This window comes from Hydrogenophaga sp. (genome assembly GCF_030373245.1).
Classification (GTDB): domain Bacteria; phylum Pseudomonadota; class Gammaproteobacteria; order Burkholderiales; family Burkholderiaceae_C; genus Hydrogenophaga.
Genome location: NZ_JAUCZF010000008.1, coordinates 64,400 through 83,099 on the forward strand (window position 1 = coordinate 64,400; position 18,700 = coordinate 83,099).

Sequence of the window (18,700 nt, forward strand, 5' to 3'; positions counted from 1 at the left end):
CGCCGCGGTCGTGTCGCCCCCACGCTCCGCCGCTGCGCGGGTCGCTGCCCCCCGAGGGGGCTGGGCCTGCCTTGGGGGCGGCCCGGCGACAGGACCGTTGCCTCCACGCTCCACCCCTGCGCGGGTCGCTGCCCCCCGAGGGGGCTGGGCCTGCCTTGGGGGCGGCCCGGCGGCTGGCCCGTTGCCTCCCTCCACAGACACCTTCGAGTTCTGTGTATCTGCGCTCATGCGAGCGCCGCTTCCAGTGCATCCACAAACATCGCAGGCACATCGAAGCCAGTCTGGTCGTGGATCTCCTGGAAGCACGTCGGGCTGGTGACATTGATTTCGGTCACGCGGTTGCCAATCATGTCCAGCCCCACCAACAGCAGGCCGCGCTCGGCCAGGGTGGGTGCGATGGCTTCGGCCACCCGGCGATCGGCGTCGGTCAGCGGCTGAGCCACACCCTTGCCACCCGCAGCCAGATTGCCGCGCACTTCACCCCCTTGCGGAATGCGCGCCAGCACAAACGGCGCCACTTGCCCACCAATCAGCAGCAGGCGCTTATCGCCCGCTGCGATCTCAGGCAAGTAACGCTGCACCATCACGCTGGTGGCGCCGCCCTGGTTGAGCGTCTCGATGATGGCGCCCAAGTTCATGCCGTCTGGCCCGACGCGGAAGATGCCAGTGCCCCCCATCCCGTCCAACGGTTTGAGGATGATGTCTTGCTGCTCGGTGTGGAAATGCCGGATCGCCTCGGGCGAGCGCGTCACCAGTGTGGGGGGTGCGTACTGCGCAAATTCCATCAGCGCCAGCTTTTCCGGGTGGTCGCGCAGCGCACGCGGGCTGTTGAAAACCCGAGCCCCCTCGCGCTCGGCCTGTTCCAGCAAGTGGGTGGCGTAGAAAAACTCGCTGTCAAACGGCGGGTCTTTGCGCATGAGCACCGCGTCGAAATCGCGCAGGGCTTCGCGCCCCTGGTGCTCCACGTGGTACCAGTCGCTGGCGTCGCCCGTCAGCGTGATGCGGCGCACCAGTGCCGACACCGGCTGACCGGACTGCCACTGCATGTGTTGCGGCTCGCAGGCGGCCACCGCATGGCCGCGGCGCTGAAGCTCGCGCATCATGGCGAAGGTGGTGTCCTTGTAGATCTTGAAGGTGGCGAGAGGGTCGGCGACGAAGAGGATGTTCATGGGCTTGGCTTTCTGGACCCGTACTGTTGCACAAACAGCGCCACGGCGCCGGCGACCACGCCCCAGAAGGCCGATCCGATGCCTGCGAGCGTGAGGCCACTGAGCGTGACCAGGAAGGTGATGAGGGCGGCCTCGCGGTGGGGTTCGTCCTTGAGCGCGGCGTGCAGTCCACCGCCGATACTTCCCAGCAAAGCGATGCCAGCGATGGCCAGCACCAGCTCGCGCGGGAAAGCCAGCAGCAGCCCGGTGACCGCGGCGCCAAACAGGCCGATCAGCACATACAGCGCGCCGCAGGCCACGGCCGCGGTGTAACGCTTGTCCCGATCTGCATGGGCTTCCTCGCCCATGCAGATGGCGGCGGTGATGGCGCTGAGGTTGAGCGCAAAGGCGCCAAAAGGAGCCAGCACCAGCGTGACCACGCCGGTCAGGGTGATGATCCTGGAAATGGGCATGGGGTACCCGGCAGCACGGATCGCAGCCACACCCGGCAGGTTTTGCGACGCCATGGTGACCACAAAGAGCGGCAGGGCAAGACTGACCAGCGCCGACAGGCTGAACTCAGGCGCCGTGAAAATCGGGCGCGCCAGCTCCAGCACCACCGTGCCTTGTTTGAACTGGCCATCCAGCACCACGTAGACCACCGCCACCAACAGCGTGAGCGGTACCGCGTAGCGCGCAAGCACTCGGCGCACCAGCAGATAGCTCAGCAGCATGAGCCCCACCATCGGCAGCGCGGTCTGCGCCGCTTCAAATGCCTGCAGGCCGAAGCGCGCGAGCACGCCAGCCAGCAGCGCGGAAGCAATCGCCACCGGTATGCGGTTCATCACCCGCTCGAACCAGCCCGTGGCACCCACCAGAATAATCAGCAGCGCGCAGGCCAGGAACGCACCCACGGCCTGCGCCATGGAGAAGCCGCCAGCCAGCCCGGCGGTGGCCAGCACCGCGGCACCGGGCGTGCTCCAGGCCACCATCACCGGCTGCCTCAGGATCAGCGAAGGAATTGCGGAACACAAGCCCATGCCCAGGCCCAGCGCCCACATCCAAGAGGTGATGAGCTCGGGCGTGGCGCCAAACGCCAGCGCCGCCTGGAACACAATCGCCACCGAGCTGGTGAAACCCACCAGCACCGCCACAAAACCGGCGGTGGCCGCAGACAGGCTGAGATCGCGGAAAAAGGACATCGGGCGATTGTGCCGCCGAGCAAGCGCATCGCAGAGCACGGCGTTGAGCGGGTCCGCAGGCCGCTCAACCCCAGGGCACCGCGGATCTGGCTCCGCCAGTCCGCCAGTCCGCCCCCGAGGGTGGTGACGGCGAAACCTGCGCGGGGGGAGCCTATATCTCGATTTTTGAGCCCAGCTCGATCACCGCATTGCTCGGCAGGTTCAGGAACTCGGCCGCAGCGCCGGCGTTGTGGTGCATCTGGACAAACAGCTTTTCGCGCCAGGGGGCCATGCCCTGGTGCATAGTCGGCACCACCACGTCGCGCGAGAGAAAGTAGCTGGTGGTCATGGGCTCCAGGTCACAACCGCGTCCGCGAAGGGTCGCCAAATCCCGCGGCACGTCGGGGTCGTTCTTGAAGCCGTAATGGATCACCACCTGCCAGCAGTCGCGGCCCAGCGCCTCGATGGCCAGGCGCTTGTCCAGGCCAATCCACGGCACCTCGTGGTGGCGCACGGTGACAAACAGGTTTTGCTCGTGCAGCACCTTGTTGTGTTTGAGGTTGTGCAGCATCGCGTTGGGCACGGTACCGGTTTCGGCGGTGAGAAACACCGCCGTTCCCGCTACCCGCAACGGTGGCGAGACGAACACCGCATCGAGGAAACTGTTGAGATCCATCGCCTCGGCCTGTTGTTTGCTGGCCATCAGCTGGCGCCCCTGCTTCCAGGTCATCATCAATGTGAAGACCACCCCGCCGATCATCAGAGGGAACCAGCCACCATCCAGAAGCTTGAGCAGGTTGGAGCTGAAGAAGGCAAAGTCGATGACAAAGAAAAATCCGGTCGGCAGCAGGCTCAGCCACAGTGGGTACTTCCAGCCATAGCGCAGCACGAAGAAGGTGAGCACGGTGGTGATCAGCATGTCCAGCGTGACGGCGATGCCATAGGCCGCCGCCAGGTTGCTGGAGGATCGGAACATCACCACCGCCAGCACGATGGCCACAAACAGGCTCCAGTTGACCAGCGGCAGGTAGATCTGGCCGGTGTCGCGCACGCTGGTGTGGCGCACGTTGAGCCGAGGCAGGTAGCCCAGCTGCATGACCTGCTTGGTGACGCTGAAGGCGCCGGTGATCAGCGCCTGCGAGGCGATCACCGTGGCCATGGTCGCCAGCCCCACCAGCGGCACGAGCAACCAATCTGGCGCCATCCTGAAGAAGGGGTTTTCGACCGCCTCCGGGCTTTCGAGCAGCAAGGCGCCCTGGCCAAAGTAGTTCAGCGTCAGGCAAGGCATGACGATCGAAAACCAGGCCAGCCGGATCGGCCTTTTGCCGAAATGGCCGAGGTCGGCATAGAGCGCCTCGCCACCGGTCACGCACAGCACCACGGCCCCCAGGATGATGAAGGTTGTGCCTGGCTGCTCCCAGATGAAACGCAGCGCGTGGTGCGGGCTGATGGCGCCCAGGATCTCGGGGTGACCAACGATGTGCGACACGCCCAGAGCGGCGATCGAAACAAACCACAACAGGGTGATAGGGCCAAAGAAGCGACCGATGCCACCGGTGCCGCGTTTTTGCACCGCAAACAGGGCAAACAGCACCACCAGGGTGATGGGCACCACGTAGCGCTTGAACGCAGGCGATATCACCTCCAGGCCTTCAACCGCCGAGAGCACCGAAATCGCGGGCGTGATCACACCATCGCCATAAAAGAGCGAGGTGCCAAAGATGCCGATGACCAGCAGCACGCGGCGCAATTCGGGTTTGTGTTTAACCGCCTGCGAGGCCAGCGCCAGCATGGCGACGAGCCCGCCTTCACCCGCGTTGTCGGCGCGCAGCACCAGCGCCACGTACTTCAGCGAGACGATCAGCGTCAGCGTCCAGAAAACGATGGACAGCACACCGTAGACATTGGCGTGGGTGAACGGGACGTGGCCCGACCCGAAGATTTCCTTGATGGCGTACAGCACACTGGTGCCGATATCGCCATAAACCACTCCGATGGCGCCCAGAGTGAGCGCTGCGAGCGACGATTTGGAAGCTGCCACACAACAACCCCGGCCTGACGGCCCGAGGCTTCAATGATCCGAAGGGGTGAATTCTGCTCTCACGCCCTGATTACCAGCAACTGGGCAACCGTTCTAAATCGGCTCGCCGTGAGATATGTTGCACCGCAGCAACTGCGACCTGTCGACGCGGGAGGCGTAGGGCTACTCGTACACCTCGGCGTCCGGATCGGTGGCTTCAAGCTCGTAGCTGGCCGCCAGCATGGCCAGGCGACCGATCACGCCGTACATGTAGAAGCGGTTGGGCAGGCTGGCACCGGGCTTGACGCCCGGTTGCGGCAGTTGCGCGCTTTGCTCAAACGCCAGCGGCACAAAACGCGCGCCCGGCGCGTTGAGGTTTTCGTCCACGCCGCGCTCGGCGTGCACGCGGTAAAAACCACCGACCACGTAGCGGTCCATCATGTAGACCACCGGCTCGGCCACGGCCGCGTTGATGCGCTCGTTGGTCATCACGCCCTCCTGGATGATGACCTCGCCTGCACCCAGCCCGGTCTGAAGACCGGCCATGGCCTTGCGGTCGGCCGGCGTGAGGGCATCGATTTCCTTCGCGTCGCGCACGGTCATGATGCCCATGCCGCCGGTGCCGTTGTCGGCCTTGATCACGACAAACGGCTTCTCGTTGATGCCGTATTCCTTGTACTTGCGCCGGATCTTGCCAAGCAGGGCGTCGGTGTTGGTGCGCAGACAGTCCAGCCCGGCATCGGCGGTGAAGTCCACTTCGCCACACTGCGCAAACAGCGGGTTGATCAGCCAATGGTCCATGCCGAGCAGTTTTCCAAAGCGCTTGGCCACCTCTTCATAGGCCTTGAAGTGGCGGCTTTTGCGGCGCGTGCCCCAGCCGGCGTGCAACGGAGGCAGCAGGTACTGCTCGTGCAAGTCTTCCAGAATGCCCGGCACGCCGGCACTCAAGTCGTTGTTGAGCAGGATGGTGCAAGGGTCGAAGTCCTTTAAGCCCAGGCGGCGCTTGCTGCGCACCAGCGGCTCCAGCGTGACCGACTCGCCGCCTGGCAGTTCTATCGTCTTTGGCGCGGTGATGTCGTTGGACAGCGAGCCCAGGCGCACATTCAGCCCAGCCTGGAAAAAGATGCGCTGCAATTGCGCCAGATTGCTGAGGTAGAAGACGTCGCTCGTGTTTTCGGGCACGAGCAGCAGGTTCTTCGCTTCCGGGCAGATCTTCTCGATCGCCGCCATCGCCGCCTGCACGGCCAGCGGCATCATTTCGGGCGTGAGGTGATTCCAGCCGCCGGGGTAGAGGTTGGTGTCCACCGGCGCGAGCTTGAAGCCGGCGTTGCGCACGTCGACCGAGCAGTAAAAGGGCGGCGTGTGCTCCATCCACTCCAGTCGGAACCAGCGTTCGATCACCGGCGTGGATTCCAGGATCCGCTGCTCGAGTTCGTTGATGGGGCCGGTCAAGGCGGTGACGAGATGCGGAACCATGTAGGCCTTTTGATGAGAATTTCCCAACCCATTGTAGGGAGCGAAAATTGCATTTTCGTCATCCAAATGGGGACGAACGCGGCGACCGCAAGGCGCGCGCCGCGGATGGCCAAAATGAGCTTGGCGCTCAAGCGCAGCCTACCCCCGGGAGCCCATGCACCGGCGGTCGGACCGCCAGCGCTGCGCGGCAACGTGCCCAGGAATGGTGGTCAGCCCCGGATTTCGCCTTCGCCCAGCACCACGTATTTCAGCGAGGTCAGACCTTCCACACCCACTGGCCCGCGCGCGTGGAACTTGTCGGTGGAAATGCCGATTTCAGCGCCCAGTCCAAACTCGAAGCCGTCTGCGAAGCGGGTACTCGCATTCACCATGACGCTCGCCGAGTCGACCTCACGCAGAAAGCGCTGGGCGTGCCGGTGATCGGTGGTAAGGATGGCGTCGGTGTGGTGGCTGCTGTAGCGGTTGATGTGGTCAATGGCTTCATCCAGGCCGGACACCAGCTTGATGCTGATGATGGGAGCCAGGTATTCCTCGCTCCAGTCGGCCTCGGTCGCGGCGCTCAGGCGGGCGCCGGGCACCGTGGCCAGCAAGGCCATTGATTCGGGGCAGGCGCGCATCTCCACACCCTTGGCGGCGTAGATCGCGCCAATGCGGGGCAAGAATTCGGCCGCCACCGCCCGCGCCACCAACAGGCTTTCGGTGGCATTGCAAGGGCTGTATTTCTGGGTCTTGGCGTTGTCAGCCACGGTCACCGCCATCGCGATGTCACACGGGTCGTCCACGTACGTGTGGCAGTTGCCGTCCAGGTGCTTGATCACCGGCACTTTGGCCTCGGCACTGATGCGTTCGATGAGTCCCTTGCCGCCGCGCGGGATGATGACGTCCACATACTGCGGCATGGTGATGAGCTGGCCCACGGCGGCGCGGTCGGTGGTGGGTACCAACTGCACCGCATCGGGCGGCAAACCGGCCGAGCTCAGGGCCTGCTGCACCAGGGCGGCCAGGGCACAGTTGGAGTCGATGGCCTCAGAGCCACCGCGCAGGATGGCCGCATTGCCGCTCTTGATCGCCAGCGACGCCGCCTCGATTGTCACGTTGGGTCGGCTCTCGTAGATCATGCCGAAGACGCCAAGGGGGACACGCATCTGACCCACGCGGATGCCGCTGGGCATCTGGCGCAGGCCGATCACTTCACCGATCATGTCGGCCATGGCTGCGAGCTGTTCGCAGCCCTGCGCACAGGTCTCGATGGCGCCCGGCGCAAGTTTGAGCCGGTCGACCAGCGGCTCGGCCAGTCCGGCGGCGCGTGCACGGTCAAGATCCTTGGCGTTTTCCACCTGCAGCCCGTCCACGTTGGCGCGCAACAGGGCGGCCAGACTGAGCAGGGCATGGCGCTTGGTGGCAGCGCTGGCACGTGCCATGAGCGCCGATGCAGCCTTGGCCTGGCCGCCTAGGGCATTCATGAGTTCGGTGGTGTTACTCGCGTTCATCAGCACATTTTCGCACCGGAGCCCGTTTCGCGCGACCGCGACGGGGATGCACACCCGATACTGCCGGGTGTACAGTTGCATGACCATCGCGAGCAACCCTCGCTGGCCTGATTCACTCGACCCCACGCCACCATGCGCCGTACCCGCCTGATTCGCTCCCTGTTGCTGTTCTCCAGCGCGTTCTCTTTCCTGGCGCATGCGGTCGAAGTCCGATTCGAGCCTGTCGTTGCAGGCGTCTACGCATTCATCGGCGAGAAGGTGGGGCGCACCTACACCAACGAAGGACTGAACGCCAACATCGGCCTCGTGGTCACGCCCGCTGGTGCGCTGCTGATCGACAGTGGCGCGAGTTTTCAAGGCGCCCGGCAGATCCATGATGCGGTCAGGAAGGTCACCTCCCAACCGGTGAAATGGGTGATCAACACCGGGGGGCAGGACCACCGCTGGCTCGGCAACGGCTACTTCATCGCACAGGGCGCCGAGGTCATCGCCCATGCGAACGCCCGGGCCGACATGCAGAGCCGGGGCAACGACCACTTGCAGGCGCTGCGCAACGAGCTGAAGGAGAAGCTCGATGGCACGGTCCCGACCCTGCCCACACGCTACCTGACGGGCAGCGACGAGCGCTTGCAGCTGGGCGGCGTGAGCGTCGAAGTGAAGCACCGTGGCGGCGCCCACACCCCGGGCGATGTCATCGTCTGGCTGCCGCAACAGGACGTGGTCTTCAGTGGCGACGTGGTCTACACCGACCGATTGCTGGGCGTGCTCCCGGTCAGCCATACCGGGCGGTGGCTGGACAGCTTTGCAGTGATCGAGTCCCTCAAACCACAGCGCATCGTGCCCGGTCACGGCGCTGTGAGCGACCTGGGCCGCGCACAGCGCGACACGCAAGACTACCTGCGGGCCTTGCGGGCACACATGAAGAAAGCCGTTGAAGACGGCACAGACATCAGCGCTACGATCAAGGCGTTTGACCTCCAGCCCTACCTGCGCTTGCTCAACGCGGCCGAACTGCATCCAGGCAATGCCAGCCGCACCTACCTGGAGCTTGAGCGCGAATGAGTGCCTCGCTGCCGACATCCACCCCGACCTATTGAAGGAACCGATGATGAAAAACGCCATGGACCTGGTGAGCGCAGCCAAAGCACGTGTCGCCGAAATCCCCGTCAGCGAAGCCGACGCCGCGATCCGCGAAGCGGATGTGCTGATCGATGTGCGCGAGGAAAGCGAATTCGCGAACGGCCACCTGCCGGGCGCCATCCACGCCTCACGCGGCATGCTGGAATTCAAGCTCAGCAGCACACCGGCACTCGCCTCGCGCGACCTCAAGGTGGTGCTCTATTGCAAGACCAGTGGCCGCGCCGCCCTGGCCGCCGCCGCCATGCAGGAGATGGGCTACCTCAACGTCAAATCGATCGCTGGTGGGTTTGACGGCTGGGTGGCTGCCGGCAAGCCGGTCGCTAAACCCGAGCTGCCCAGCTTCGGCTGACGCAGCGACCCCGCAAGCAGTTCTGGCAACGCCCCAGCGGGGCACCGAGCCCGGCACACTCCGTGACACCGGCCCAGCGGGCCACAGGCGCAGTGCCTCGGGAAGAAGCCGCGTCAGCGGCGCAGGGGGGTCAACTCGCGCGCCACCTTCATCGCCAGCTGCTGCAAGGCCTGCCAGGGGTCGGCCGGCCAGCTCGGCGCTTTGAGGCCTTTGACGATGCCGTCCACCGTGTGGGCATCGTCCAGCCAGCGCACCAGGGTGGATGCCGTCAGCAGCGGCAACGCGCGCTCCATCAGCTTTTCCTTCAGGCCCCAGACGCGGTTTTCACGCAAGGCCATGGGCAGAGGGCGGCCCGCATCCATCGAAATGCGGATGCGGTGCAGGGTGCGGATGTCTTCGGACAGCGCCCAATGCACCAGCACCGCCGCTTCACCCTCGGCCTGCAAGCCGTCGAGCATGCGCTGCACCCGAGCCACCTGCCCGCCCAGCACCGCCTCGGCCAGCTTGAACGGCGTGTAGCGCGCCACATTGAACACCGCGTTCTCCACCTGCTCAAAGCTCAGCTCGCCGGCTGGGAAGAGCAGGCCCAGCTTCTGGATTTCCTGGTGCGCCGCCAGCAGGTTGCCTTCCACCCGATCGGCAAAAAACTGCAGTGTGCGCTGACCTTCTTCACCGGCGGCAACGCGCTGGCCCTGCTGCTGCAGCCTCTGGGCGATCCACTGCGGCAGGGCCTGGCGCTCCACCGGATCGACCTTGATCGTCACACCAAAGCTGTCGAGCGCGCCGAACCAGGCCCCTTTGAGCGTGGCGCTGTCCAGGCGCGGCAGCAACACCAGGGTCAGTGTGCTGTCGTTACCCTGGGCGGCCTGAGCGAGCTGCTGCAGGATCTGCGAGCCGTCCTTGCCGGGTTTGCCTGAGGGCACGCGCACCTCGATCAGCTGCTTGTCGGCAAACAGGCTGAGCGAGCCGCCACTGGCCAGCACAGCGCTCCAGTCGAAGTGCGCGCCAGCGGCGGTGTGAACGGTGCGCTCGGTGTAGCCCTGCTCGCGCGCCGCCTGCCGGATCGCATCACCCACCTCCTGCACCAGCAGCGACTCATCCCCGTGCACCGTGTACAGGCTTTTCAGCCCGCGCTGCAGGTGCTCCCGAATTTGCGCCGTACCCACCTGCATGTGGCGCTCAGGCCTGCACCGCCACCAGGCGGCGCATGACCTGCTGCACGATGTCGCTCTGCATGTCCCGGAACAGCAGCGCCTCCTCGGCCTCCTTGGCCAGCACAGCGGTCTCGGTGAAGCTGATATCTCGCTCCAGCAGCAGCTCGGTGTTGTCCAGCAACAGCTTGCCGGCGGCGTTGGCCAGGCGGAAACGAAAACGGGTGCGCAGCTGCAGCTCGCGCACCTGGCCGGCCGCGGTCTGGCCCACCACCGCGCGCTCACGCTGGTCAGTGAGCACGGTGAGCACCACCTGACCGGTATCGCCCTCGGGGCTGGGCGGGGTGCTCGACTTGAACACCAGCACGCCAGCACCCGCCAGCGCACGAGCCAGCTCCACCGACACCGGTGTGGTCTCGCTGCCCGCCAGGCGCAGCGATTCGAAGCCAAATTTGGGCGCACCCCGAAGGGCAAAACCACAACCCCCGAGGCCAGTTGCAAGCAGCAGGCCCGCGCCTCGCAGCAGCGCGCGGCGTTGGAATGGGACTGATGGCAACGCTGCGCTCAAGCTCACACCACCACGTTGACCAGACGACCTGGCACCACCACCACCTTTTTCGGTGGGACACCATCGGCCTGCTTGAGGAAAGCCTCACTGGTGAGCGCCGCAGCCTCGATGGCCGCTTTGTCGGCGCCAGCCGGCACGGTGATGCTGCCGCGCAGCTTGCCATTGATCTGCAGCACCAGCTCGATCTGGTCGCGCTTCAGCGCGTCTTCGTCCACTTGCGGCCACGGCGCGTCGAGCAACTCGCCCCAGAGCTGGGCGTAGCCGAGTTCGGTCCACAGCGCATGGGTCAGGTGCGGCGTCGCGGGATAGAGACAACGCAGCAGGATGCCGAAACCCTCACCCAGCGCGGCGGCGTCGCCTTCGCTGCCCTCGCCCTTGAAATCTTCGAGGGCGTTGAGCATCTTCATCGCACCCGAGACCACGGTGTTGTATTGCATGCGCTGGTAGTCGTAGTCCACCTGCTTGAGCACGGTGTGAAGCTCCAGACGCAAGGCCTTGGCCGCTTTGCCGAGCTTTTGCGGGCTCAGGCTTTGTGCGGACTCCACCAGACCAGCCTGCGCCGACAGCTTGGCGCCAAAACTCCAGACGCGCTTGAGGAAACGGTAGCTGCCTTCCACCGCGGCGTCGTTCCACTCCAGCGTGGCCTCGGGCGGCGCGGTGAACATGGTGTAAAGGCGGGCGGTGTCGGCGCCGTGTTTTTCGATCAGATCCTGCGGGTCGACGCCGTTGTTCTTGGACTTGGACATGGTGCCCACGCCCTCGTAGTCGATCACCGTGCCCGCTGGCAACGCTCCAACCGCCTTGTTCAGCTTCGCGCCGACGATCTTGCCGCCGTCATCGAGCACATGGTCGACATCGGCCGGCCAGAAGTAGTCCTTGCCACCTTTCTCGGTGCGGCGCGAATAGATGTGATTGAGCACCATGCCCTGCGTCAGCAGCTTGCTGAAGGGTTCGTCCACCTTCACCAGGCCGAGATCTCGCATGACCTTGGTCCAGAAGCGCGCGTAGAGCAGGTGCAGGATCGCGTGTTCGATGCCACCGATGTACTGGTCCATCGGCATCCAGTAGTCGGCGCCTTCAGCCACCATCTGCTCGCTGTCGCTTGGGTCGCAATAGCGCATGAAGTACCAGGACGAATCCACGAAGGTGTCCATGGTGTCGGTCTCGCGCCGGGCGGGCTTGCCACACACCGGGCAGACCACGCCGGCGTGAAAGCCTTCGTGTTTGTGCAGCGGGTTGCCCGAACCATCGGGAATGCAGTCCTGCGGCAGCACCACCGGCAAGTCGTTCTCCGGCACTGGCACCGCGCCATGTTCCTCGCAGTGGATCATGGGAATCGGCGTGCCCCAGTACCGCTGGCGGCTGACGCCCCAGTCGCGCAGGCGGAAGGTGGTTTTCTTCTCGGCCAGGCCTTTGGCAGCCAGCAACTCAGCAACCGTGTCTACCGCAGCCTTCTGGTTCAGGCCATCCAGCGCGCCGGAGTTGACACACACGCCGCGCTGCTTGTCGCCGTACCACTCGGCCCATGCCGAAGCAGAGAACGTCTCCCCCTCCACCGCCACCACCTGCTGGATCTTCAAGCCGTACTTCAGCGCAAAAGCAAAATCGCGCTCGTCGTGCGCGGGCACACCCATCACGGCGCCGTCCCCGTAGCTCATGAGCACGTAGTTGCCGACCCAGACCTCCACCTGCGCGCCGGTCAGTGGGTGGGTGACGAACAGGCCGGTGGCCATGCCCTTCTTTTCCTGCGTGGCGAGTTCGGCTTCGGTGGTGCCACCGGTCTTGCACTCTTCGATGAACGCCGCCAGCGCGGGGTTGCTCAACGCGGCATGGTGGGCCAGCGGGTGCTCCGCGGCCACGGCGCAGAAGGTCACACCCATGATGGTGTCAGCGCGCGTGGTGAACACGTACATCTTGCCGTCGCCGATCAATGCGCCGTCAGCGTCCTGGATGCTGTGAGGGAAGGCAAATCGCACGCCCTCGCTCTTGCCGATCCAGTTCTCCTGCATCAGGCGCACCTTGTCGGGCCAGCCGTTCAGCGTGGCCTTCGGGTTGCCCAGCTGCACATGGTCAAGCAGCTCCTCGGCGTAGGCGGTGATGTTCAGGTAGTAGCCGGGAATCTCGCGCTTCTCGACCGTGGCGCCGGTGCGCCAGCCCTTGCCGTCGATCACCTGCTCGTTGGCCAGCACGGTCTGGTCCACCGGATCCCAGTTGACGACCTGGGTCTTGCGGTAGGCGATGCCCTTCTCCAGCATCTTCAAGAACAACCACTGGTTCCACTTGTAGTACGTCGGATCGCAGGTCGCCACCTCGCGGCTCCAGTCGATGGCCAGCCCCATCGCCTGCATCTGCTGCTTCATGTAGGCGATGTTCTCGTAGGTCCACTTCGAGGGCGGGACACCATTCTTCAGCGCGGCGTTTTCCGCCGGCAGGCCAAACGCATCCCAGCCCATGGGCATGAGCACGTTGAAGCCCTTCATGCGCAGGTGGCGCGTGAGCATGTCGTTGATGGTGTAGTTGCGCACATGGCCCATGTGCAGCTTGCCGCTGGGGTAGGGCAGCATGGAGCAGGCGTAGTACTTCGGCTTGCTCGCGTCCTCGGTCACCCGGTAGGCGTCGGTGGCATTCCAGTGGGCGTGCGCAGCGCGCTCGACGGACTGGTGGGCGTATTTTTCTTGCATAGCGCGGGAAGGTCCGGGCGTCCGGGTGGGTTGGAGGCGGGCCGGTCACGCCCAGCACTGGCGCCGGGCAGCCGAAACCCTGGATTTTAGGCCGGGCGGCGCTTGCGCACCTCAGCGCGCAGGGGCGGATGGCGTGAGCGCGGCGGGATCGGCCACAAAGCCGATGCGAGTGAGCCCGGCCGCCTGGGCCAGCCCGATCACCTGCACCACCCGGCCGTAGGGAACAGCGGTGTCGGCGCGCAGCTGAACCTCGGTGGCCGGATCGCGTCGGGCGGCATCGGCCAGGCGCTGTGCCAGCTGCTCGCCATCCACCGGCTGATCGTCCCAGAACGCCTGGCCGGCTGCATCGAGCCCGATCGACACCCTGGCCGCCACGCCGGTATCGGAAGCCATGGCGGCCGGGCTGCTTTGCGGAAGCTCCAAGGCCAGACGGCTGGCCATGATCGGCGCGGCGACGATGAAGATCACCAGCAGAACCAGCAGCACGTCGACCAAGGGCGTGACGTTGATCTCACTCATGGGCCGGTGGGCGGTGGGTTTTTCAAGCCGTCCGAAAGCCATGTGCTCAGTCTTTCGTCGGGTCAGGCCCTGCCGGATGCACCAGCAGTTCGCGCAGATCGCGCGCAAAGCCTTCCAGATCGGCCTCGATGCGCACGATCTGCCGACCCAGCACGTTGTAGGCCAGCACCGCGGGAATGGCCACCGCCAGGCCGGCAGCGGTCATGACCAAGGCCTCGCCCACCGGGCCTGACACCTGTTCGATGCGGAAACTCCCGTCCATGCCGATGGCGGTGAGTGCGTGGTAGATGCCCCAGACCGTGCCAAGAAGGCCCACAAAGGGGGCGGTAGAGCCCACGGTGGCCAGCAACACCTGGCCAAACTGCAGCCGGTGCAGCACACCATGCAAGGCATCGCGCAGCACGCGCGTGAGTTGCTGCGAGCGGTCGCCTGCGGCGGCCAGGGTGTGGGGGGCAGTTTGCTCCAGTGTGCGGGCTGCGTGCACCAGCGGCACCAACAGGGCCTGGCTGTCGAAGCCTCCCAGGCGGCGCTGCGCGTCGTCCAGATCCACCGCCTGCCAGAACGCTGCAGCGCTGCGCTGCACGTCTGCCAGTGCCCGCCTGAGCATCCAGCCCTTCCAGAGAATGACCACCCAGCTCGCCACCGACATGGCCAGCAGCAGCAAGGCGACGCTTCGGCTCAGCGCATCACCACTCCAGAAAGTTTCCCAGACACCCACGTGGCCGACCTTGCAACCTTGGCTCAGCTCAAACCGAGTACGTCGAACATGTCGTACAGGCCGCGCGTCTTGCCGGCCAGGAAACGCACCGCGCGCAGGCTGCCCTGCGCATAACCCGCGCGGTTGCTGGCCTTGTGCGAGATCTCGATGCGCTCGCCAGTCCCGGCAAACAGCACCGTGTGGTCGCCCACGATGTCGCCCCCGCGGATGGTGGCAAAACCGATGCTCGACGGATCGCGCTCGCCGGTCACGCCTTCGCGGGCGTAGACGGCGCAATCCTTCAGGTCGCGCCCAAGCGCGCTGGCCACAACCTCGCCCATCTTGAGCGCGGTGCCGCTGGGCGCGTCCACCTTGTGGCGGTGGTGCGCCTCGATGATCTCGATGTCGTAACCGGTAGAGAGGGCGCGCGCAGCCATGTCCAGCAGCTTGAGTGTGACGTTCACGCCCACGCTCATGTTGGGTGCCATCACGATGGCGATGCGCTTGGCGGCCTGAGCAATCTCGGCTTTCTGTTCGTCCGAGAATCCGGTGGTGCCGATCACCAGATTCACGCCCTGCGCCTCGCAAGCCCGCAAATGGTCCATCGTGCCCTCGGGGCGAGTGAAATCGATCAGGCACTGGCTGTGGGTCAGACCAGCCGCCACATCCGCCGTGATGTGCACACCGGTGTTCAGGCCCGCGTAGGCGCCGGCATCCAGGCCGATGGCCGGGCTACCAAACACGTCCAGCGCACCCGCGATGACGCAATCTTCACTGAGTCGTACCGCATCGATCAGCATTCGACCCATGCGGCCGCTGGCGCCGGCCACACACACGCGGTGCGGAACTGCAGGCTCCACACTCATCGCGCAGACTCCAGCGGCGGGTAGCTGGTGGTCGGCGGAAGCGTTCGCGGCGCCTGCGGCGCCACGACCTTGTTGCGCTCCTGGAAAGCCTTGAGCTGCTCTTCGGTGGCCACAAGCGGAGGCACCTTCTCGAACTGACGGCGGTTGTCGAGCGAAGCGACGAACTCGATTTCGCTGGGCAGCTCGTCGGATTCGATGCGTTCCAACACCTCGCCCTTGAAGAAGATCGCGAGCTTGCGCTGCTGCAGGGGCTGACCCTGGCGGCGGAAGGTGAAGACGTAGTCCCAACGATCGGCGTGGAACACGCTGGTGAGCAATGGCGAGCCGAGGATGTCGCGCACCTGCAGCCGCGACATGCCAGGCTGCAGGGCCTGCGCCTGCTCGCGCGTGACCACATTGCCTTGCTGGATGTCGATCTTGTACGGCGTCACCAGGCTGCCGACGCTGGGCATGCTTGGCAGCCTGTCGCGCAAGCCAGCACAGCCGGACAGGCTGACCAGCGCCATGGCCACGATCAAGGCGCTGGCCAGGCGGCGCGCAGGTGGCACTTGACGCGGAAAATCACAGCCATCAGATAAGGAGTGCATGGGGTCAAACGCGTAGGGGCTGGCGCACGGCGGCAGCAGGGAAATCGGCCCGCCGGCACAGCCCGACGATATGATGCGAACATTGTAGCCCCGGGGTGCCAGCAAGGCCTATGCGGGCGCGCCCCCCCACCGCCGCCTGAGACATGTCCAATATTGAAGAACTCAAGAGCACGGGCCTGAAGGCCACGCTGCCGCGGCTGAAGATCCTTGAGGTTTTCCAGAGCGCCAAACAACGCCACATGACCGCCGAGGATGTGTACCGGGTGCTGCTCGACGAGCGCTCGGACATCGGCCTGGCCACGGTGTACCGGGTGCTGATGCAGTTCGAGCAGGCCGGTCTGCTTTCGCGCAGCAACTTTGAGTCCGGCAAGGCGGTCTACGAGCTCGACGAAGGTCAGCACCACGACCACCTGGTGTGCCTGGACTGCGGGCGGGTTGAGGAGTTCTTTGACGCCGAGATCGAAAAACGCCAGCAGATGGTGGCGCAGTCGCGGGGCTTTGTGCTGCAAGAGCACGCGCTTTCGCTCTACGCGAACTGCAGCAAGACCGACTGCCCGCACCGGGCCAAGTCGAACGGCTGAGCACCCTCTCCCGACACACTGTCAAAGCAGCCCGGTCACTCAACGGCATGCCCAGCCCCGTGAAGGGCAGCGACCCGCTCCAGCAGCGCAGCGTGGCGGGAACGACCCGCGAAGCGTAGGAACGTGGGGGTCACTCACTCCCCGCGCGACATCGCCGCCCGGTGCCGGGACACAAATTCCTGATAGGTGTCGATGCCGCGCAACTGCAGGATGGTGTTGCGCACCGCGGCCTCGACCAGCACGGCGATGTTGCGCCCAGCCACCACTTGAATCACCGCCTTGCGCACCGGCACGCCCAGCACGTCCTGGTACAGCGGCTCGTGCGGCATGCGGTCGTAGTCGCGCTCCATGGTTTCCTTGCGCACTAGGTGCACGATCAGCGCCAGACGCATCTTGCGCCGGACAGCCGTCTCGCCAAAGATGGCCTTGATGTCGAGCAGCCCAATACCCCGCACCTCCAGCAGGTTTTGCAGCAGCTCAGGGCAACGGCCTTCGATGCTGGTCTGGTTGATGCGAAAGAGGTCGACGGCGTCGTCGGCCACCAGGCCATGGCCGCGCGAGATGAGTTCCAGGCCGAGCTCGCTCTTGCCCAGACCCGACTCGCCGGTAATCATCACGCCCATGCCCAGGATGTCCATGAACACACCATGCATGGACGCCCGGTCAGCGAAGTGGCGAGACAAATAGGCGCGCAGCACATCGATCACGAAGGCCGCAGGCTGCGGCGTGGCGAACATCGGAATCTGCGCGCGCTCACACAAGGCCAGCAGGTCGTCGGGCGCTGTGCGGCCGTCGGCCACCACGAGCACAGGCGGCTCCAGCGTCACGATGCGCGCGACGCGCCGGCGGTTGTCTTCACCATCGGCGCTGGTGAGGTAGTTGACCTCGCGCTCGCCGCAAACCTGGACCCGATAGGGGTGGATGTAGTTGAGGTAGCCGACCAGATCGGCGCCAGAGCGCGCTTCGCGCACCGCCACTTCGTCAAACCGGCGCTCTGACGCGCCCAGACCAGCCACCCACTGCCACTTCAGGGCTTCCCGGTGGTCTTCAAACAGGACGTCTGAGCTGACGACGGTCGGCTTCATGCTGGAAATACCATCGGATTCACCAGGGTTGTACCGCCCCAGGCGAGCTCACCCGCGATGGCTGAAGACAGGCGGCGGGGTCGAATCAACGGATCAGGCAGCGGCGTGGGCCGACTGCCAGCCGCTGATCAGGCCGTGCAGGCTCGCCGCCTGCGGGGCCTGCTTCATCTGTTCGCGCAAAGCGCTGTCGCTCAGCAGCTCGGCGATTTCAGACAGGATTTCAAGATGCTTCTGCGTGGCGGCTTCAGGCACGAGCAGGAAGATCAGGAGTTGCACCGGTTGCTCGTCCGGCGCGTCAAAGCCGATCGGGCTGGCAAGCTGAAACACCGCAGCCAGGGGCTGCTTGAGCCCTTTGATCCGGCCATGCGGAATGGCCACGCCGTGGCCAAGACCGGTGGAGCCCAGGCGTTCACGAGCGAACAGGCTGTCCGTGATGAGGGCGCGGTTGAGGCCATGAAGGGTTTCAAACAGCAGGCCCGCCTCTTCAAAAGCGCGCTTTTTGCTCGTGGCGTCCACGCTGACGAGCACTTGCGCCGAGGGCAGAATGGCAGATAGTCGGTTCATGTGGTCCTCTTGGACCGCAAATTATGACGACTTGAGTGAGCTTGGCTAGAGCGCAGAGACAAAAAAGCCGCTTGACATGCCAAGCGGCTTGTTGCAATGCAGCAATTTTACGGACCGCAGATCAGCGGCCCGTGAAATACCTCACATCAGGCGTTTGGCCGACTCGTGGTGGTGGTCCTGGGCCTTGTCCTTGTGACGCAAAACCTGACGATCAAGCTTGTCGGCCAGCTCATCCACCGCGGCATAGAGATCGGCATGGGCGCTTTCGGCGAACAAATCCTTGCCTTTGACATGGATGTTGCACTCCGCTCGCTGGCGCAGGTCCTTCTCCTTCAGGTTGTCCACCGTCAGCAGCACCTTGACGTCGACCACCTGGTCGAAGTGTCGGGATATGCGTTCGAGCTTGCTGGTGACGTAGCCGCGCAGGGCGGGGGTGACCTCGAGGTGGTGACCGCTGATCGTCAAGTTCATACATGAGCCTCCTGTTGCTCCGGGTTGACACAAGCCGCCGGGCGTTGGGGCTTCCCGGCAGCCACGGGGAAGTCTTGAAACCACTATGCCCACGAAACACCGCAGGCGCAAGCCCGCACTGCAACA

18 protein-coding genes are annotated in these 18,700 nt (G+C 64.9%); 3 read left to right on the forward strand and 15 right to left on the reverse strand.

Annotated features, from left to right (window positions below):
- Nucleotides 1-224: 224 nt before the first annotated feature.
- From gshB to QUV25_RS16730, 5 genes are all read right to left on the reverse strand, one after another.
- A complete protein-coding gene (gene gshB / locus QUV25_RS16710; RefSeq protein ID WP_300865609.1) occupies nucleotides 225-1,169 on the reverse strand; it encodes a glutathione synthase in 945 nt (314 codons plus the stop codon).
- Nucleotides 1,166-2,350, reverse strand: coding sequence for a benzoate/H(+) symporter BenE family transporter (locus QUV25_RS16715; RefSeq protein ID WP_300865611.1), 1,185 nt, complete (start codon nucleotides 2,348-2,350; stop codon nucleotides 1,166-1,168). Before QUV25_RS16715 ends, gshB begins: the two co-directional genes overlap by 4 nt.
- Before the next feature lie 151 nt (nucleotides 2,351-2,501).
- Nucleotides 2,502-4,370, reverse strand: a complete 1,869-nt coding sequence (locus QUV25_RS16720; RefSeq protein WP_300865612.1) for a potassium transporter Kup — start codon at nucleotides 4,368-4,370, stop codon at nucleotides 2,502-2,504.
- Nucleotides 4,371-4,532: 162 nt separating this feature from the next.
- Nucleotides 4,533-5,825, reverse strand: coding sequence for a glutamate--cysteine ligase (gene gshA, locus QUV25_RS16725; RefSeq protein WP_300865614.1), 1,293 nt, complete (start codon nucleotides 5,823-5,825; stop codon nucleotides 4,533-4,535).
- 209 nt (nucleotides 5,826-6,034) lie between these two features.
- Nucleotides 6,035-7,315 (reverse strand): glutamate-5-semialdehyde dehydrogenase, encoded by a 1,281-nt coding sequence (locus QUV25_RS16730; RefSeq protein WP_300865615.1) that lies wholly within the window; start codon nucleotides 7,313-7,315, stop codon nucleotides 6,035-6,037.
- 132 nt (nucleotides 7,316-7,447) lie between these two features.
- Here QUV25_RS16730 and QUV25_RS16735 point away from each other — a divergent pair, with 132 nt between their 5' ends.
- Both QUV25_RS16735 and QUV25_RS16740 read left to right on the forward strand, forming a co-directional pair.
- Nucleotides 7,448-8,377 (forward strand): MBL fold metallo-hydrolase, encoded by a 930-nt coding sequence (locus QUV25_RS16735; protein ID WP_300865617.1) that lies wholly within the window; start codon nucleotides 7,448-7,450, stop codon nucleotides 8,375-8,377.
- Between the two features lie 46 nt (nucleotides 8,378-8,423).
- Nucleotides 8,424-8,804 (forward strand): rhodanese-like domain-containing protein, encoded by a 381-nt coding sequence (locus tag QUV25_RS16740; protein WP_300865618.1) that lies wholly within the window; start codon nucleotides 8,424-8,426, stop codon nucleotides 8,802-8,804.
- A 113-nt stretch (nucleotides 8,805-8,917) separates the two neighbouring features.
- Here QUV25_RS16740 and holA read toward each other — a convergent pair whose 3' ends face one another.
- The 7 genes from holA to QUV25_RS16775 form a co-directional block, all read right to left on the reverse strand.
- Nucleotides 8,918-9,976, reverse strand: coding sequence for a DNA polymerase III subunit delta (holA, locus tag QUV25_RS16745; protein WP_300865619.1), 1,059 nt, complete (start codon nucleotides 9,974-9,976; stop codon nucleotides 8,918-8,920).
- 7 nt (nucleotides 9,977-9,983) lie between these two features.
- Nucleotides 9,984-10,523, reverse strand: a complete 540-nt coding sequence (gene lptE, locus QUV25_RS16750) for an LPS assembly lipoprotein LptE (protein WP_366945689.1) — start codon at nucleotides 10,521-10,523, stop codon at nucleotides 9,984-9,986.
- Between the two features lie 2 nt (nucleotides 10,524-10,525).
- Entirely contained in the window at nucleotides 10,526-13,204 is a 2,679-nt protein-coding gene (leuS, locus tag QUV25_RS16755; protein WP_300865620.1) for a leucine--tRNA ligase, read from the reverse strand.
- A 111-nt stretch (nucleotides 13,205-13,315) separates the two neighbouring features.
- Complete coding sequence (locus tag QUV25_RS16760; RefSeq protein ID WP_300865622.1) at nucleotides 13,316-13,765, reverse strand: biopolymer transporter ExbD; 450 nt, start codon at nucleotides 13,763-13,765, stop codon at nucleotides 13,316-13,318.
- 4 nt (nucleotides 13,766-13,769) lie between these two features.
- Nucleotides 13,770-14,441 carry a MotA/TolQ/ExbB proton channel family protein gene (locus QUV25_RS16765; RefSeq protein WP_300865623.1) on the reverse strand — a complete coding sequence of 224 codons (672 nt, stop codon included), beginning with the start codon at nucleotides 14,439-14,441 and terminating at the stop codon, nucleotides 13,770-13,772.
- A 23-nt stretch (nucleotides 14,442-14,464) separates the two neighbouring features.
- Nucleotides 14,465-15,286, reverse strand: coding sequence for a 4-hydroxy-tetrahydrodipicolinate reductase (gene dapB / locus QUV25_RS16770; RefSeq protein WP_300865624.1), 822 nt, complete (start codon nucleotides 15,284-15,286; stop codon nucleotides 14,465-14,467).
- Entirely contained in the window at nucleotides 15,283-15,873 is a 591-nt protein-coding gene (locus QUV25_RS16775; RefSeq protein ID WP_300865625.1) for an outer membrane protein assembly factor BamE, read from the reverse strand. Before QUV25_RS16775 ends, dapB begins: the two co-directional genes overlap by 4 nt.
- 143 nt (nucleotides 15,874-16,016) lie before the next feature.
- Here QUV25_RS16775 and fur point away from each other — a divergent pair, with 143 nt between their 5' ends.
- Complete coding sequence (fur, locus tag QUV25_RS16780) at nucleotides 16,017-16,454, forward strand: ferric iron uptake transcriptional regulator (protein ID WP_300865627.1); 438 nt, start codon at nucleotides 16,017-16,019, stop codon at nucleotides 16,452-16,454.
- 134 nt (nucleotides 16,455-16,588) lie between these two features.
- Here the strand turns inward: fur and hprK are convergent, their stop codons facing one another.
- From hprK to raiA, 3 genes are all read right to left on the reverse strand, one after another.
- Nucleotides 16,589-17,539 carry an HPr(Ser) kinase/phosphatase gene (gene hprK, locus QUV25_RS16785; RefSeq protein ID WP_300865628.1) on the reverse strand — a complete coding sequence of 317 codons (951 nt, stop codon included), beginning with the start codon at nucleotides 17,537-17,539 and terminating at the stop codon, nucleotides 16,589-16,591.
- 93 nt (nucleotides 17,540-17,632) lie between these two features.
- Nucleotides 17,633-18,103 carry a PTS sugar transporter subunit IIA gene (locus QUV25_RS16790; RefSeq protein WP_291012124.1) on the reverse strand — a complete coding sequence of 157 codons (471 nt, stop codon included), beginning with the start codon at nucleotides 18,101-18,103 and terminating at the stop codon, nucleotides 17,633-17,635.
- Nucleotides 18,104-18,244: 141 nt separating this feature from the next.
- Nucleotides 18,245-18,574, reverse strand: a complete 330-nt coding sequence (gene raiA / locus QUV25_RS16795) for a ribosome-associated translation inhibitor RaiA (RefSeq protein ID WP_300865629.1) — start codon at nucleotides 18,572-18,574, stop codon at nucleotides 18,245-18,247.
- Between the last annotated feature and the right edge of the window lie 126 nt (nucleotides 18,575-18,700).